The sequence below is a fragment of the Nonomuraea sp. NEAU-A123 genome (assembly GCF_018603905.1).
In the GTDB taxonomy this organism is placed as follows: Bacteria; Actinomycetota; Actinomycetes; order Streptosporangiales; family Streptosporangiaceae; genus Nonomuraea.
On record NZ_JAHFZZ010000029.1, the window covers coordinates 25,444 to 41,614 of the forward strand.

Here is a 16,171-nt window from a genome sequence, read left to right on the forward strand (position 1 = left end):
CGTCATGCGATACAGACTGGCCGGTAGCGTCGCGGCACTCGCGTTGGCCACTTCCGCCTGCGGCGGCGGGACGGCGGCGGCCCCGCCGGGCACCGCCGCGACCGGTTCGACGGCCGCCCCCGGCTTCCTGGCCGTGGCCGACGACAAGCTGCCCGCGGGCGGCGCGCTCAACGTCGCGGTGCACATCGACAGCGGCGCGGCGACCGGGCTCGACCCGCAGCTCGCCGACGTGGCCACCTCCTGGCAGCTCATGTCGCTGGTCTACGAGACGCTGGTCACCGTGGGGCCCGACTTCACCCCGCAGCCGCGGCTCGCCGAGAGCTGGGAGAACCCGACCCCGACCACGTACGTGTTCCACCTGCGCAAGGGCGTCGCCTTCTCCAACGGCAGGGAGATGACCGCCGACGACGTGGTGGGCAGCCTGAAGCGGCTGCTGGCCGCCAAGTCGGTGTGGCGGGGGCAGCTCGGCCCGGTCGAGAAGGTGGCCAAGGTCGACGCGGCCACGGTCAAGGTCACGCTGGCCAAGCCGTACACGCCGTTCCTGGCGGCGCTGGCCAACGTGCCCGCCGCGATCCTGCCGATGAAGGAGATCGAGGCCAAGACGCTCGACCCGGCCAAGGAGATGCTCGGCACCGGGCCGTTCAAGGTGCAGGCGCACCGCCAGGACGTGTCCTGGAATTTCGCCCGCAACGAGCACTACTGGGACAAGGGGAAGCCGGCCGCCGACAGCCTGACCGTCACGATCGCGCCCGAGGAGGCCGCCCGCGTGGCCGCCGTGCAGAACGGCAGCTCCGCCCTGGCCGCGCTGGGCAACGTCGACTCCGCCGCGATGCTGGCCGGAGCCGCGAACGTCAAGGTCGCCACCCAGGCCACCACCGACTTCTACTACCTGATGCTCAACTCCAAGAACCCCAAGTTCGCCGACCCCCGGGTCCGGCAGGCCCTGAACATGGCCCTGGACCGCAAGCAGATGGCCGAAGTGGCGCTCGGCGGCCAGGGCAAGCCCACCGGCGTCACGCCCGCCGGCCTGCCCGGCGCCTGTGACCCGGCCACGCTGCCCTCGGCCACCGGAGGCGGCGCCGCGAAGGCCAAGGAACTGCTGGCCCAGGCGGGCGTCGCGAACCTGTCGTTCACGCTCAGCATCTACTCCACCGAGCCGGCCCCCGCCGTCGCCCAGGTGATCCAGCAGAACCTCCAGCAGGCCGGCGTCGCCGTCAAGATCGAGCAGATGGACGAGGCGAGCTGGTCGGGCAAGGTATACGGCAAGGTGCCCGCGACGTTCGACGCCGCGCTGTCGTGGTTCGCCGGGTACGCCGACCCCGGCATGGTCACCACCTGGTGGAACCCCGACGTCGCCGGCTTCAACGTGGGCTTCATGCAGGCCGACAAGGACCTCAACAAGCTGATCGCCGCCGCGACCGAGACCCCGTCGGGCGCGGAACGCGACAAGGCGCTGGCCGCGGTGTGCGCCAAGGTGGACACCGACGCGCAGATGATCCCGCTGGTCACCCGCCCGGCCACGGTCGCCTACCGCGCCGACGCGGTCAGCCCGAGCCTGTACGCCACCGAGGGCTACGGCAACCTGCTCCGGCTGGTCGCCGACGCCCGGGTCAAGAAGGGCTGACGATGCGGCTCCTGCTGTGGTGGGCGGGCCGGGCGCTGAGCTCGGCCGTCACCCTCCTCGGCATCTCCGTCCTGATCTTCGCGGCGCTCCGGCTGATGCCGGGCGGGTTCGCCGAGACGATCCTGGGCCCGTTCGCCACGCCCGAGCAGAAGGCCGAGCTGGCCGTCAGGTACGGGCTCGACCAGTCGGTGTTCGCGCAGTACGGGCACTGGATGGCGGCCGTCGGCACCGGGGACTTCGGCACCTCGATGATCAGCGGGCAGCCGGTCGCGGCCGAGCTGTGGGCCCGGCTCCCGGTGACCGCCCAGCTCACCCTGCTCGCCGTCGCCGCCGCCGTCCTGGCGGGGGTGCCGCTGGGCGTGCTGACCGCGCTGCGCGCCCGCCCGGGAGGCGGTGGCGTCGCCGGGCGGCTGCTGAGCGGGCTGGGCGTGAGCGTCCCCGAGTTCGCGCTGGGCAGCCTGGTGGTGTTCGTGGTCTCCCGGTACGGCCTGCAGACCAGCGGCTACCTGCTGCCCGCCGCGGTGCTGTCGATCTTCGCCATCTCGGCGACGGCCAGGACGACCCGCGACGCCGTGCTGAACGTGCTGGTCGAGCCGCACGTCACCGCCGCCGTCGCCCGGGGCGAGACGCCGTGGTTCATCGTCAGGCACCACATCCTGCGCAACGCCGCAGGGCCCGTGCTGACGCTCACCGCGACGATCACCGCCTACCTCCTGGGTGGCGCGCTGATCGTGGAGTACCTGTTCAACCTGCCGGGCATCGGCTCGTACGTCGTCCAGGCGGTCGGGCGCAGGGACTACGCGGTCGTGCAGGCGGGCGTGCTGCTCGCGGCCACCGTGTTCATCGTCATGAACGTCCTGATCGACCTGCTCGTCGGGCTGGTCGACCCGAGACTCGGGAGGCGCGCGTGAACAGGACCACGCGGGTGAAGGGGACGGCGCGTGCGAAAAGGACTGCGAGCGTGAAAGGGACGGCAGGCGGGCGGCGGGCGAGGCGGCTTGATCCGCTGTCGCTGACCGGCCTGGGCTGCCTGCTGCTGCTCGTACTGGTCGCGCTCGGCTCGCTGGTGCACGCCGGCGGCGACCCCGACGCGATCGTCGGGCCGCGGTTGCAACCGCCCGGGCCGGGCTGGTGGCTGGGCACCGACAACCTGGGCCGCTCGATGCTGCCGCGCGTCATGGAGGGCGTCGGCACCACGCTGCTGCTCTCCTCGGCCGCCGTCCTGGTGACCGCCGCGCTCAGCGCGGGCTTCGGCATCCTCGCCGGATACCGCGGCGGCTACCTGAACGAGCTGGTCATGCGGGTGGTGGAGCTGCTCTACTCCTTCCCCGCCATCGTCCTGGCGATCCTGGTGGCAGCCGTCGCCGGGCCCGGCCAGCTCGCGGCGGTGGCCAGCATCGTGCTGGTCACGATCCCGCTGATGATCCGGCTGGTACGAGCCGCCGCCGTCGCCGTGGCCGAACGCGACTACGTGACCGCGGCGGCCATCAGCGGCGCGGGACTGCCGCGGATCCTCGGCCGCCACATCCTGCCGAACGTGGCCGGCACCATCGCGGTGCAGGGCACCTACGCGTTGTCGGTCGGCATCTCGGTCGAAGGCGGCCTGAGCTTCCTCGGCTTCGGCGTGCAGCCGCCGCAGGCGTCGCTCGGGGTGCTGATCCGCCAGGGCGGCACCTACATGATGGCGGCCCCCTGGCTGATCATCGGGCCCGGCGTCGTGCTGGTGCTCGCCATCCTGTCCATCAACGTGCTGGGCGACGGGCTGCGCGACCGGTTCGAGCCGAGGGAGACGAGGGCACTGATATGAGCGCGCTGCTCGAAGTGGACGGCCTGGAGGTCGACTACGGGACGGCCCGCGCCCTCGACGGCGCCGACCTGCGAGTGGCGGCGGGCGAGGCCGTCGGGGTCGTGGGCGAGAGCGGGTCCGGCAAGTCCACGCTCGGCGCGGCGATCGGCCGCCTGCTGCCCCGCCAGGCGGTGGTCACCGCGGGCACGGTCCGCGTAGCCGGCGAGCCGGTGCTGGACCTGCCGCCCGCCGCGCTGCGGCGGCTGCGCGGGCAGCGGCTCGGCTTCGTCTTCCAGGACCCGATCGCCTCCCTCGACCCCACCATGCGGGTCGGCAACCAGCTCAAGCTCGTCCTGCGAGCCCAGGGCCGCGAGGGCCGCGAGGGCCGCGACGGTCATGACAGCGGCGGTGGCCGCGGTGGTCGCGGCGGCGGGATCAACGCGGACGTGGCCTTCCACCTGGGGCGGGTCAAGCTCGACGACCCGCGCGTGGCGACCGCCTACCCGCACCAACTGTCCGGCGGCATGGCCCAGCGAGTGGCGATCGCGCTGGCCATGGCCGCCTCACCCGAGCTGCTGGTCGCCGACGAGCCGACCGCCTCGCTCGACAGCCAGGTGCGCGAGGAGGTGCTGAACGTGGTGTTCTCGCTGGCCCGCGAGGAGGGCACGAGCATCGTCTGGCTCAGCCACGACCTGCCCGCCGTCGCCCGCAGATGCGACCGCGTGGCGGTCATGTACGCCGGGCGCGTCGTGGAGAGCGGCCCCGCCACCGAAGTGCTCGGCAACCCCGTCCACCCCTACACCGCCGCCCTGGCCAGATCGGCCCCCGCCGCGGCCACCCCCGGGGTACGGCTGGAGCCGGTGCCGGGCCGCCCCCCGGTCCTGACCGGCCCCTCGGCCGGCTGCGCGTTCGCGCCCCGCTGCCCCTTCGCCGAGGACCGCTGCACCACCGAACGCCCCGAACCGGTCCGCGTCGGCACCCAGGACGTGCTCTGCCACCGGGCCGCCGAGCTGGAGGTGATCGCGTGATCCTCGATCTCACCGACGTCACGGTCTCCTTCACCACGGGCCCGCCGCTGCGCCGTACCCGCCTGGACGCCATGCGCGGCGTCTCGCTCTCCGTCGCCGAAGGCGAGACGCTCGGCCTGGTGGGCGAGTCGGGCTCAGGCAAGACGACCACCAGCCGGGTGGCGCTCGGGTTGCAGCGGCCCACCTCCGGCACGGTCAGGTTCGACGGCCGCCCCTTCCCCCGGCGGCGCAAGGACCTGGCCGGACGGATGCAGGCCGTGCTCCAGCACCCGCACTGGTCGCTGAACCCGAGGATGCGCATCGGCCAGAGCGTCGCCGAGCCGCTGGCCGTCCTGGGCAAGGACGCCGGTTCGCTGGTCCCCGAGGCGCTCGAACAGGTCGGCCTGGAGCCCGGCTTCGCCGACCGCTACCCGCACGAACTGTCCGGCGGCCAGCGGCAGCGGGTGTCCATCGCCCGCGCGCTGATCACCCGGCCGAGCTTCATCGTCTTCGACGAGGCCGTCAGCGCCCTGGACGTCTCCGTTCAGGTGCAGATACTCAACCTGCTCAAGGACCTGCAGGCGGAGTACGGCTTCGCCGCGCTGTTCATCTCCCACGACCTCGGCGCCGTCCGCTACGTGGCCGACCGGATCGCCGTCATGCGCGGCGGCGAGGTCGTCGAGACCGCCGACGCGGTCACCTTCTACTCCGCACCCGAACATCCGTACTCGCGACAACTCCTGGAGTCCCTGTGACCCTCGCTCCCGTGTCGGCCTTCGCCGCCGGCGTGCCCGGTAACTCCGACCTCACACTGACCCCGCAGCCCAGCCCGGGCCGCGGCTCGGTCGCGTTCGACCTGCCCGGCGTGTACGTCGGCACCGCGGAGTACGGCGAGGGCCCCACCGGCTGCACCGTCGTGCACGTCCCCGCGGGCGCGCGGACCGCCGTGGACGCCCGCGGCGGGGCGGTCGGCCTGAGCGGCGGCTACGACTACAACCACGCCATCTGCCTGACGGGCGGCTCGGTGTACGGGATGTCGGCGATCGCCGGGGTCGGCGAGGAACTGCTGGCCCGCCGGAGCAACCGGACCAAGTGGGATGAGCTGCAACTCGTCTCGGGCGCGGTGATCTACGACTTCTCCACGCGGGACAACGCCGTCCACCCCGACGGGCCACTGGGCCGCGCCGCGCTGCGCGCCGCCGTCGAGGGCGAGTTCCCCGTGGGCAGGTGCGGCGCCGGCCGCAGCGCCAGCGCGGGCAAGGTCGAGTTCGCCAGGGCGGAGTTCGCCGGGCAGGGCGCCGCCTTCGGCACCTTCGGGGCGGTCAAGGTCCTGGTGGCGACGGTGGTCAACTCCGTGGGCGTGGTCGTCGGCCGCGACGGGACGATCCTGCGCGGCAACTACCACGCCGGCGAGGACGCCAGGCGCCACCCGAGCGTGGACTACGCGATCGCCTCCGACGCCCCCGCCGTCATGGGCAACACCACGCTGACGGTCCTGATCACGAACGTACGGCTGGCCGACGTCGAGCTCACCCAGTTGAGCCGCCAGGTGCACGGCTCGATGCACCGGGGCATCCAGCCGTTCCACACCCAGAACGACGGCGACGTGCTGTTCGCGCTGACCACCGACGAGGTGGAGCTGGGCGGGCTCAAGCCGGCCGGGCTGGGCGCGCTGGCGTCGGAGATCGCCTGGGACGCCATCCTGAGCAGTGTGGAGTAGGCGGAATGTATAGCTTCCCGCGATTCGCGGCACCAGGCCCCGCGCATGTGGCGCGGCTGGTGCGGGAGAACCCGTTCGCGCTGGTGATCACCGCGACCGGCGGCGTGCCGGTGGCCACCCACGTGCCCGTCATCGTGGAGAGCGGCGGCGAGTCCACGTTCGTGGGCGCGACGCTGCTCGGCCACATGGCCAAGGTCAACCCGCAGTGGCACGCCTGGGACCAGCGGCAGACCGAGGCGCTCGTGGTCTTCTCCGCCGCGCACGGCTACGTCTCGCCGACCAGCTACGCGGTCGATCCCGCCGTACCGACGTGGGACTACGCGGCCGTCCACCTGACCGGCCTGATCGAGCCGCACCCCGACCCCTTGGACGTCGTGCGGCGCACGGTGGAGGCGATGGAGTCGCCGCGGACGCCGAGCTGGCGGCCCAGCCCGGCCTCCGAGGAGGTCTTCGCCAGGATCGTGTCCGGCGTGGCGGCCTTCCGCGTACGGGTCACGGCCGAGCAGAGCGTGTTCAAGCTGAGCCAGGACAAGGACGACGAGCAGCGCCACCGGGTCCGCCGCGACGCCGGCGCCGCCGTCGCCGCGCTGATGGACAAGGTGGACCCGAGATGACCTTTCCCTCCTATACCTCCTCCTGCCTCGACGCGGCCGGACGCGGCAGGCAGTTCGGCGCCCGCTGGCGTCAGGCCGTACACGCCAATCTCGACGGCTATCTGCGGCTGTTCGAGGTGAGCGGCGCGCGCGAGGGGCGGGTCAGAGAGCTGGGCGAGCAGGCGCTCGACAGCACGACCGCGTGGGCGCCGGAGCTCGCCGAGGAGATCGGCGGCATCGCGGCGGGGTGCGGCCTGGAGCCCTGGCAGGTCGCCGTCATCAACGCGCGTACCGAGATCCTGGCCGCGCTGCGTCACGACGGGGAGGGCGAGTGCTCCACCGCCGTCGTGCTCGGCGGCGGGCTGCCGCCGCGCACGACGCAGACCTGGGACTGGCACGACCACCTGCGCGACGCGCCGCTGCTATGGGCGTACGAGCCGCGTGAGGGACACAAGGTACGGACCTTCACCGAGTTCGGGGTGCTGGCCAAGATCGGCGTGAACAGCGCGGGACTGGGCGCGCACTTCAACATCCTGCGCCACGAGTCGGACCACGCGAACCCCGGCGTGCCCGTGCACGTGGTCGCCCGCCGGATCCTGGACGAGGCCGCCACCCTGGAGCAGGCCACCGAGATCGCCAGGTCGGCCAGGACGTCGGCGTCCACCGTGATCACCGTGGTCACCGAGGAGGGGGCCAGGTCGCTGGAGATCTGCCCGGACGGCGTCGCGGTCGTCGAGGCGGACGCCGCCGGCGTACTGCTGCACGCCAACCACTTCCTGGACGGCGCGCTGAGCGCGGGGGAGCGGCTGGGCACCGAGCGGCCGGGCACCTACGCCAGGCTCGAACACCTGGAGGAGCGGACCGGCGAGCTGGGCGACCCGGACGCCACGGCCAGGGCGCGGGCGATGACCTGCCACGCGCCGGTGGCGCCCGTGTGCGCGCACGCCGACCCCACGCTGCCGCTCGACCAGCGCTGGGAGACGCTCGCGGTGATCAGCCTGGACGTGACGGCGGCCGAGATGCGGGTGCACAAGGGCAGGCTCTGCCAGGTCACCGACTCGACCTGGCAGACCTTCTGAACCCGTCAGTGGAACGCGGGCACCCCGGTCAGCGCCTTGCCCACCACCAGCGTGTGGATCTCTGAGGTGCCCTCGTAGGTCAGTACGGACTCCAGGTTGACCGCGTGCCTGATCACCGGGTACTCCAGGGTGATGCCGCTCGCGCCGAGCAGCGTGCGGCACGTCCTGGCGATGTCGATCGCCTCGCGCACGTTGTTCAGCTTGCCGACGCTCACCTGCTCGGGGGTCAGCTCGCCCCGCTCCTTCAGCCGCCCGAGATGCACCGCCAGCAGCAGGCCCTTGCCCAGCTCCAGCGTCATGTCGGCGAGCTTCTCCTGGGTGAGCTGGAAGGAGGCGAGCGGCCGGGCGAAGATCTCCCGCTCGGCCGCGTAGGCGAGCGCCGTCTCCAGGCAGTCGAGCGCCGCGCCCATCGCGCCGAACACGATGCCGAACCGGGCCTCGTTCAGGCAGCCGAGCGGCCCGGACAGGCCGCGCGCGCCGGGCAGCATCGCCTCCTGCGGGAGCCGCACGCCGTCCAGCACCAGCTCGCTCGTCACGCTCGCGCGCAGGGAGACCTTCCGCTTGAGATCGTGTACGGCGAAGCCGGGCGTGCCCGCGGGCACCAGGAAGCCGCGGATGCCCTCCTCGGCCCGCGCCCAGACCACGGCCACGTCCGACACAGAGCCGTTGGTGATCCACATCTTGGTGCCGTTCAGCACCCAGTCGGAGCCGTCGCGCTTGGCCGTCGTCCGCATGCCCGCCGGGTCGGAGCCGAAGTCGGGCTCGGTGAGGCCGAAGCAGCCGATGCGCTCACCGGCCGCCATCGCGGGCAGCCACTCCTGCTTCTGCTCCTCGCTGCCGTACTTCCAGATCGCGTACATGGCCAGGGAGCCCTGCACCGAGACCAGGCTGCGCAGGCCGGAGTCGGCCGCCTCCAGCTCCAGGCAGGCCAGGCCGTAGGCGACGGCGCCGAGGCCCGCGCAGCCGTACCCGTCGAGGTGCATGCCGAGGACACCGACGGACCCGAGCGAGCGGGCCAGCTCGCGGGCGGGCAGCGCGCCCGCCTCGAACCAGTCCGCGACGTACGGCCGGATCTCCCGGTCGCACACCTGGCGGACGGCCTGGCGGATGTCGCGCTCCTCGTCGGTGAGCAGACCGTCGATGGCGAAGAGGGCGGAGGGGTGCATTTCTACGCTCCCTGTATTTTGGATCCAATATTGATTATCCAATATGGCACAGTTAAGGTGCGTTGACCATGGACATCCTGAATCTCGTGGACGGCCGCTGGATCGAAGGATCCGGCGCGGAGTTCACCGACACCAACCCCGCCAAGCCGGAAGAGGTCGTCGCCCGCGGCCACGCCGCCTCACCCGAGCAGGTGGAGCTGGCGATCCGGGCGGCCCGCGCCGCCGCCTCCGCCTGGCGGGCCACCCCGCACCACGAACGCGCGGCCGTGCTCGCCGGAGCCGCAGCCCTCATCGACGACGCCGCCGAGGAGTGGGGCCGCGAGCTGAGCCGCGAAGAGGGCAAGACGTTGCCCGAGGGCGTGGCGGAGGTACGCGGCGCGGCCAGGATCCTGCGCTACTACGCCGCCGAGGCCGACCGCGAGAGCGGCGAGATCTACGCCTCCCCGCGCCGCGGCGAGAACCTTCTGGTCATGCGCAAGCCGGTCGGCGTGGCCGGGGTGATCACCCCGTTCAACTTCCCGATCGCGATCCCCGCCTGGAAGCTGGCGCCCGCCCTCACCTACGGCAACACGGTCGTGTGGAAGCCGTCCTCGCTCGTCCCGCTGCTGGCCGCCCGCCTGGCCGGCGCGCTCGTCGATGCGGGCCTGCCCGCGGGCGTGCTCAACCTGGTGTACGGCGAGGCCGACGCGGGCGCGGCGATCATCGGCCACCCCGGCGTGGACGTGGTCTCCTTCACCGGGTCCACCGAAGTGGGCCGGGCCGTCATCGCGCGCTGCGGCGAGCTGGCCAAGCCGGTGCAGACCGAGATGGGCGGCAAGAACGCCGCCGTCGTCCTGGCCGACGCCGACCTCGACCATGCGGCCGAGCAGGTGTGCCTGGGCGCGTTCCGGTCCACCGGGCAGAAGTGCACGGCCACCTCCCGGCTGATCGTCGAGGAGTCCGTCGCCGACGAACTGCTGCGCAAGGTGGCCGCCAAGGCGGCGGAACTCGTCGTCGGCGACCCGCTCGGCGCCGGGGTGGACATGGGCCCGCTGGTCAGCGCCGCGGCCAGGGACCGGGTGTCGGCGGGCGTGCGCGACGCGCTCGGGCAGGGCGCCACCGTGCTGGCGGGCGCCCGGCCGTACACCGAGGGCGATCTCGCGGCCGGCTGGTTCACGCCGCCGACCGTGCTCGCGCTGCCGGGCACCGGCGTGGACCTGTGGAGCAGAGAGCTGTTCGGCCCCGTCGTGGGCGCCGTGCGGGCGTCGGGCCCCGAGGAGGCGCTGCGGCTGGCCAACCACAGTGAGCACGGCCTGTCGGCGGCGATCTTCACCAGGGACCTCGGCGTCGCCCTCCAGGCCGTCGAACACCTGGAGGTCGGCGTGCTGCACGTCAACTCCGAGTCGGCGGGCACCTTCCCCTGGGTGCCGTTCGGCGGGCGCAAGCTCAGCGGCTTCGGGCCCAGGGAGCAGGGGCGCGCGGCCCGCGAGTTCTTCACCCAGACCGTGACCGTCTACCTCGGGGCCCCCGCATGAGTGGCGCGCTGTCCGGGCTGCTGGTCGCCGACTTCAGCCGGGTGCTGGCCGGCCCGTACGCGACCATGCTGCTGGCCGACCTCGGCGCCGACGTCGTCAAGGTGGAACGCCCCGGCGCCGGCGACGACACGCGCTCGTGGGGGCCGCCGCACGCCGGGGGAGTGGCCACCTACTTCCTGGCCGTCAACCGCAACAAGCGCTCGATCGCCCTCGACCTGCGCGACCCGGCCGACCTGGAGGTGGCCCGCGCGCTGGCCGCCCGCGCCGACGTGCTCGTCGAAAACTTCAAACCGGGCACCATGGACCGGCTGGGCCTCGGCTACTCCGAGTTGAGCGCCGCCAATTCCGGGCTGGTCTACTGCTCGATCACCGGGTTCGGCGCGGGCAAGGGCGCGGAACTGCCCGGGTACGACCTCATCGCGCAGGCCGTCGGCGGGCTGATGAGCGTGACGGGCGAGCCGGACGGCCCCGGCACGAAGGCGGGCGTGGCCCTCGTCGACGTGATCACCGGGCTGCACGCGGGGCTCGGCGTGCTGGCCGCGCTGCGCCACCGCGACGCCACCGGGCAGGGACAGCGGGTGTCGGTGTCGCTGCTGTCCTCGCTGCTGTCGGCCCTGACCAACCACGCCTCCGGGTACGCCGCCGCCGGGGTGGTGCCGAAGGCCATGGGGAACCGGCATCCGAGCATCGTGCCGTACGAGGTGTTCCACGCCGCCGACCGGCCGATCGTCATCGCGGCCGGGAACGACCGGCAATTCCGCGCCCTGTGCGCTGTGCTGGGCCGGGCCGACCTGGCCGAAGATCCCCGCTTCGCCGCCAACACCGGCCGGGTCGCCTGCCGGGAGGAGCTCGTGGGCGAGCTCGAGCGGGCGCTGGCGGCGCGCACGGCCGACGAGTGGTTCGCCGCGCTCACCCCGGCCGGGGTGCCGTGCGGGCCGATCAACGCCCTGGACGCGGCCTTCGCCTTCGCCGCGGAACTCGGGCTGGAGCCGCTGGCCGGCGATCAGGTGGCCAACCCCATCGGCCTCGGCGCGACGCCGCCCGAGTACCGCCTCCCGCCCCCCTCGCTCGGGCAGGACGCGGACTGGGTCCGTGAGATATTGGGGCAATGACCTCGGTAGAAGGGCACCGCAGGCCGCCCACGGCCCAGCAGTTCGTCCTGGAGGAGCTCAGGCGGGCGATCACCACCGGCCGCCTGCGCCCAGGCGATCCGATCAGGCAGGAGGCGCTGGCCGAGGAGTTCGACGTCAGCCGGGTCCCGCTGCGCGAGGCGCTGAAGACCCTGGAGGGCGAGGGGCTGGTCACGTACAAGGCGCACCGCGGCTACTGCGTGCAGCGGCTGTCGCTCGACGACCTGCGCGAGGTCTACCTGATCCGCGAGCTGCTCGAGGCCGAGGCGGTCCGCCGCGCGGTCGAGCACCTCACCGACGCCGGCCTGGAGTCGGCCGAACGGGCGCAGGCCGAGGTCGAGCGGGCCGCGGCGGCGGGCGACGTGCTGGAGATGGCCGAGGCCAACCGCCGCTTCCACATGACCATCTTCGAATGGTCGGAGCTGCCGCGGCTGGTCCGGCTGATCAGGACGCTGTGGGACTCCACCGACGCCTACCGCTCCCTGTACTACGCCGAGGAGCCCAACAGGCAGCGGGTCATCGAGGAGCACCGCGCCACGCTCGACCTCCTTCGCCGCCGAGACGCCGAGGCCGTGGTGGCCGTGCTGGCCGGTCACCGCGCCCACGCGGTGACCGCCATCGAGGCGCGGTTGTCTCCCGGTACGACCGACTGACCGACGCGCACCCCGCGCCTGAGGGGCCGACGGTCAGAGGAAGGTCGGGAGCTGGCTGCCGGCGCAGACGTGGAGGACCTCGCCGGTGATCCGCGCCGCCTGGTCCGAGGCCAGGAACGCGACGGCGTTGGCGACGTCCTCGGGCCGTACCAGCTCGCCCATCGGCGTCACGGCGCGCACCCGCTCCGCGTAGGCGTCGAGCATGCGCTCGTCCCCCCGCTGCCTGCTGAACCCGGTGCGGACGAAGCTGGGCGCGACCGCGTTGACCCGGACACCCAGGGGCGCCAACTCCATCGCCAGCGACCTCGTCAGGCCGACGAGGCCGGCCTTGGAGGCGGCATAGCCCGGGTGCCCGCCGCCCAGCCACGTACGTGACCCGATGTTCACCAGGGACCCCGACCGCTGCCGCGCCCACCAGGGCAGGACGGCCTGGGCGATCAGGGCGGGGCCGCGCAGGTTGACGTGCTGCGTCCGGTCCCAGGCGTCGACGTCGATGCCGGCCAGGTCCTGCGCCGGCTCTATCCCCGCGGCGCAGACGACCGCGTCGATGCGCCCGAACTCGGCCCCGGCTCCCTCGACGAAGGCGCTGATGTCGCGCGGGTCGGCGACGTCGAGCCGCCGCCCGTGCACCGCCCCCGGGACGCTCTCGGCGGTGGCGAGGGCGGCGGCGAGGTCGAGGTCGCCGATCACCACCGTCCATCCGTCGGCGGCCAGCCGGGCGGCGGACGCGCCGCCGATGTCCCCTCCGCCTCCGGTGATCAGCGCCACGGGCGTGCGCGGGCCGGTGCCCGTTTGCGTCGCGTCGCTCATCGCGGCGCTCCGGGGGATCCGACCGGGGTGATGGTCTCGTGCGGGTAGCTGGGCATGTGTCGTCCTTTCAGGGGGCGGCGGGGAAGGGGAGCAGTCCGGCGGCCCGGCAGGCGGAGCCGATGGAGAGCAGCCGGCGGTCCGAGTCGGGCGGCCCGGCGAGCATGAGCCCCACCGGGAGTCCGTCGTGTGTCCCGGCCGGCAGGGACAGGGCGGGCGTCCCGGCGAAGCAGAACGGGTACGTGTGGCGGACGAGGGCCGTCGTGGTCGCCTCGGTCGCGATGTCGATCCGCGGCGCCGTGATCGGGGTGGTGGCGGTGAGCAGGACGTCCACGCCGGCGAAGGCGGCGGCCAGCTCGGCCTGCCAAGCCCTGCGGAACTCCAGGGCGCGGGCCAGGTCGTCGGGGCCGTACCGGTGGGCGCGGCGCGCTTCCACGGTCGGAGCGTAGGTCCTGCCGGGCTCCAGCAGCTCCGCGAAGGTGGCGGCGGCCTCGACGGCGTAGAGCGTCCGCGCATGCGGGTGGACGGCGGACGCGGAGGGCAGCTCGACGGGCTGGACGGACGCGCCGGCCCCCGTCAGGTCCCGCGCCGCGACGGCGACCTGCCGCCGCACGCCCTCGTCGACCTCGGCCGCGTCGTCGAACCAGCCCGTGAGCACGCCGACGCGTAGCCCCGCGAGGCCGTCTCCCGGAACCTGGCGCAGCGGCGGAGTGCCGTCGGGCGCGTCCGGTGGTACCTCAGGCTGCCCGTCCGAGGGTACGTCCTGCCGGCCGTCCAGGAGGACGTCCAGCAGGACCGACAGGTCGTCGGGGGTGACGGCGACGAGGCCGACGGTGTCGAGCGTGGGGCTGAGCGGGACCACGCCTTCCGTGCTGACGCGGCCGTGCGTGGGCCGCAGCCCGCAGACGCCCGTGAGCGCGGACGGGATCAGCACCGACCCTCCGGTGTCCGTGCCGAGCGCGGCGACCGCCATGCCGGCGGCGACGGCGGATGCCGAGCCGCCGCTCGACCCGCCGGCGGTGCGCGCCGGGTCCCACGGGTTGCGGGCGTCGCCGTAGTGGATGTTGCCGGTCACGGCCGAGCTGGCCAGCTCGGGCAGGTTCGTCTTGCCGATGACGAACGCGCCCGCCTCCGTCAGCCGGCTCACCGCCACGGCGTCCCGCGTCGCGGGCGGGCGCTCGCGGGCCGGGCGGCCCAGGGTCGTGACCCGGCCGCCGACGTCGATGTTGTCCTTCACCGCGACGGGCAGCCCGGCCAGCGCCCCACGGACGCCGCTCCCGCCCGGAAACTCGGTGAAGACCTGGGTGAACGCGTGCAGGTCTCCGTCCAGTTCCGCTATCCGGGCCAGCGCGGCCCGCGCGAGGTCCTCCGGCCGCAGTTCCCCGGCGCGCACCGCCGCGGCCAGACCGGAGAGGCCGCCGTGCCGGGCGAGCAGGTCGATGAGCGGGGCCGTGGGCATCACAACGTGCCTTCGGACAGGGCGGGGGCGCTCTCCAGGACGTAACCGAACCTGTGGCGGGGGGTAAGCGCCTCGTAGCGCGGCCATGCGAGCTCGACGCCGATGACCTCCGCCAGCATGGACTGGAACTCACCCAGCTTGTCAGGGTCGGAGCGCGCCTGGGACGGGAGCGCCTTGCGGCGGACGCAGAAACCGGCCAGTGCGCCCGCGGCCTCGCCGACGGTCCACTCCCCGGGGTGTACCCGGCAGGCGCCGCTGGTCAAGTGCGTCGCGCCGATGTTCTTCGCGGCGGGCAGCAAGTTGCGCAGGCGTACCGGCACGAGGCTGCCCAGCGGGATCTGGAACGGCCAGGTGTCGATGTCGATGGTGGGCCGCCCGCTGGTGGAAGGGTGCACGTCGATGCGGTAGGCGCTGATGCCGACGCTGTCGTGGAAGCGCTCGGCGCCTTCGAGCCCGGCCCGGGCCTCGACGCCGATGTGCTGCTCGACCAGCGTGAACTCGCTGCGGATGCGCCTGCTCTCGCGGATGTAGGGCATCTTGGCCAGCCCGTCCGGCGTGCCGGTCAGGTCGCCGCGCGGCCTCAGCTCCGGGTATCCCCGCCCGCCGTCGTGCCGCGGCGCCTCCGTCTGCATCCAGTGCAGGAAGGACAGCGAAAGCTGGCGGGCCTCCAGCAGGGCCAGCTCCCTGGCGGGCGCGTCGACGCCGATGAGAGGCAGCCGGCAGTAGTCCATCATGGGCCAGGCGGCGGCCGTGATGTCACCCCACAGGGGTTCGAGATGCGCGGCGTCGAGGACCCTGCGGGCGTGCCACAGGTCGTAGCGGACGCCTCCGGCCGACTCCTGCTCGGTGAAGAGCGGGCGCAGACGGGGCTGGTGGGTGATGTGGTCGCTGACCTCCCAGCTGAGCAGCGGCCCCGGCCACTCGGGCGGCTGGTACGCGCGCCACGTCGCGTAGCCGGCCGGCGGGTCGATCGTGTTGTCCGTCCCGGGGTTCCAGCTCAGCAGCATCGCCCAGGTGATCGCCTGCTGGTCGTAGGGGTCGGCGGGCCCGGGAAGCGCGTGCGGCTCGCCGGTCTCGGAGCTGCTCTCGGCGCCGAAGACGTGCTCCGCCCCGGCCAGGTCGATGAGGTCGCCGAGGTCGGTCGCGTCGAGGAAGAACGCGCCGGTCAGCTCCGTCTGCTCGCCCTCGGGCCCGCGTACGAGCACGGAGCGGACCTCGTCGTGCTCGGTGGCGACCTCGGCCGCCCGGTGGTCGCGGAGCACGGTGACCAGGCCCCTGCTGATCCAGGGCGCCAGCATCTCCTCCAGGACGAGCCGCGCCACCTGCGGCTCGTGGCTGAGCGGGCCGATGTTGCCGGAGCCGGGGTTCAGCCGGCTGGTGGTGCGAGCCTCGGCCTTGAGCGGGTAGTTGCGCCGGTAGAACAAGCGGACGCGGTCCCGGAAGTCCCGGTAGGTGCGCGTGCAGCCGACCGACTCGATCCAGGGATGCTCGTCGGGAGGGATGCACTGGCTGCTCACCTGGCCTCCGACCCAGTCGCACTCGCTCACCAGCACGCTGCGCAGGCCGAGGCGGGGGGGGGGCCCGGCCGCGGAGAAAACCCCCCGGGCGCCCCCCCCCCCCGCCACGGAGACGA

General features: G+C 73.4%; 15 protein-coding genes. 11 read left to right on the plus strand and 4 right to left on the minus strand.

Features of this window, described 5'->3' with window-relative positions; translation table 11 throughout:
• Positions 1-4: 4 nt before the first annotated feature.
• The 8 genes from KLK06_RS50970 to KLK06_RS51005 are packed head-to-tail and all read left to right on the plus strand — an operon-like array spanning position 5 to position 7,809.
• The gene (locus KLK06_RS50970; protein ID WP_214643095.1) at positions 5-1,624 is read left to right on the plus strand and encodes an ABC transporter substrate-binding protein; all 1,620 of its coding nucleotides are present in this window, start codon (positions 5-7) and stop codon (positions 1,622-1,624) included.
• 2 nt (positions 1,625-1,626) lie between these two features.
• The gene (locus KLK06_RS50975) at positions 1,627-2,535 is read left to right on the plus strand and encodes an ABC transporter permease (protein ID WP_214643096.1); all 909 of its coding nucleotides are present in this window, start codon (positions 1,627-1,629) and stop codon (positions 2,533-2,535) included.
• Between the two features lie 50 nt (positions 2,536-2,585).
• A complete protein-coding gene (locus KLK06_RS60920) occupies positions 2,586-3,431 on the plus strand; it encodes an ABC transporter permease (protein ID WP_214643097.1) in 846 nt (281 codons plus the stop codon).
• Positions 3,428-4,438 carry an ABC transporter ATP-binding protein gene (locus KLK06_RS50985; protein WP_214643098.1) on the plus strand — a complete coding sequence of 337 codons (1,011 nt, stop codon included), beginning with the start codon at positions 3,428-3,430 and terminating at the stop codon, positions 4,436-4,438. The genes KLK06_RS60920 and KLK06_RS50985 overlap by 4 nt, the downstream gene beginning before the upstream one ends.
• Positions 4,435-5,172, plus strand: coding sequence for an ABC transporter ATP-binding protein (locus KLK06_RS50990; RefSeq protein ID WP_308168828.1), 738 nt, complete (start codon positions 4,435-4,437; stop codon positions 5,170-5,172). The genes KLK06_RS50985 and KLK06_RS50990 overlap by 4 nt, the downstream gene beginning before the upstream one ends.
• Entirely contained in the window at positions 5,169-6,137 is a 969-nt protein-coding gene (locus KLK06_RS50995) for a P1 family peptidase (protein WP_214643099.1), read from the plus strand. Before KLK06_RS50990 ends, KLK06_RS50995 begins: the two co-directional genes overlap by 4 nt.
• A gap of 5 nt (positions 6,138-6,142) precedes the next feature.
• Positions 6,143-6,751 carry an FMN-binding negative transcriptional regulator gene (locus KLK06_RS51000; RefSeq protein ID WP_214643100.1) on the plus strand — a complete coding sequence of 203 codons (609 nt, stop codon included), beginning with the start codon at positions 6,143-6,145 and terminating at the stop codon, positions 6,749-6,751.
• A complete protein-coding gene (locus tag KLK06_RS51005) occupies positions 6,748-7,809 on the plus strand; it encodes a C45 family peptidase (RefSeq protein WP_214643101.1) in 1,062 nt (353 codons plus the stop codon). Before KLK06_RS51000 ends, KLK06_RS51005 begins: the two co-directional genes overlap by 4 nt.
• A 5-nt stretch (positions 7,810-7,814) precedes the next feature.
• On the opposite strand, the gene KLK06_RS51010 is transcribed toward KLK06_RS51005, so the two are convergent.
• Complete coding sequence (locus KLK06_RS51010) at positions 7,815-8,975, minus strand: acyl-CoA dehydrogenase family protein (protein WP_214643102.1); 1,161 nt, start codon at positions 8,973-8,975, stop codon at positions 7,815-7,817.
• A gap of 68 nt (positions 8,976-9,043) precedes the next feature.
• Between KLK06_RS51010 and KLK06_RS51015 the strand changes: the two genes are divergently transcribed.
• From KLK06_RS51015 to KLK06_RS51025, 3 genes are read left to right on the plus strand one after another with little or no spacing between them, the layout of a single operon-like run.
• Positions 9,044-10,489 (plus strand): aldehyde dehydrogenase, encoded by a 1,446-nt coding sequence (locus tag KLK06_RS51015; protein ID WP_214643103.1) that lies wholly within the window; start codon positions 9,044-9,046, stop codon positions 10,487-10,489.
• Positions 10,486-11,601, plus strand: a complete 1,116-nt coding sequence (locus tag KLK06_RS51020; protein ID WP_214643104.1) for a CaiB/BaiF CoA-transferase family protein — start codon at positions 10,486-10,488, stop codon at positions 11,599-11,601. Before KLK06_RS51015 ends, KLK06_RS51020 begins: the two co-directional genes overlap by 4 nt.
• Positions 11,598-12,272: a GntR family transcriptional regulator gene (locus KLK06_RS51025; protein WP_214643105.1), complete on the plus strand. Its 675-nt coding sequence runs from the start codon at positions 11,598-11,600 to the stop codon at positions 12,270-12,272. The genes KLK06_RS51020 and KLK06_RS51025 overlap by 4 nt, the downstream gene beginning before the upstream one ends.
• Before the next feature lie 33 nt (positions 12,273-12,305).
• Here KLK06_RS51025 and KLK06_RS51030 read toward each other — a convergent pair whose 3' ends face one another.
• The 3 genes from KLK06_RS51030 to KLK06_RS51040 all read right to left on the minus strand — a co-directional run.
• Positions 12,306-13,082, minus strand: coding sequence for an SDR family NAD(P)-dependent oxidoreductase (locus tag KLK06_RS51030; RefSeq protein WP_214643106.1), 777 nt, complete (start codon positions 13,080-13,082; stop codon positions 12,306-12,308).
• Positions 13,083-13,149: 67 nt separating this feature from the next.
• Positions 13,150-14,538, minus strand: coding sequence for an amidase (locus KLK06_RS51035; protein ID WP_214643107.1), 1,389 nt, complete (start codon positions 14,536-14,538; stop codon positions 13,150-13,152).
• A partial coding sequence (locus KLK06_RS51040) for an FAD-dependent oxidoreductase (RefSeq protein ID WP_214643108.1) occupies positions 14,538-16,171 on the minus strand: 1,634 nt, incomplete at its 5' end. The genes KLK06_RS51035 and KLK06_RS51040, both read right to left, overlap by 1 nt.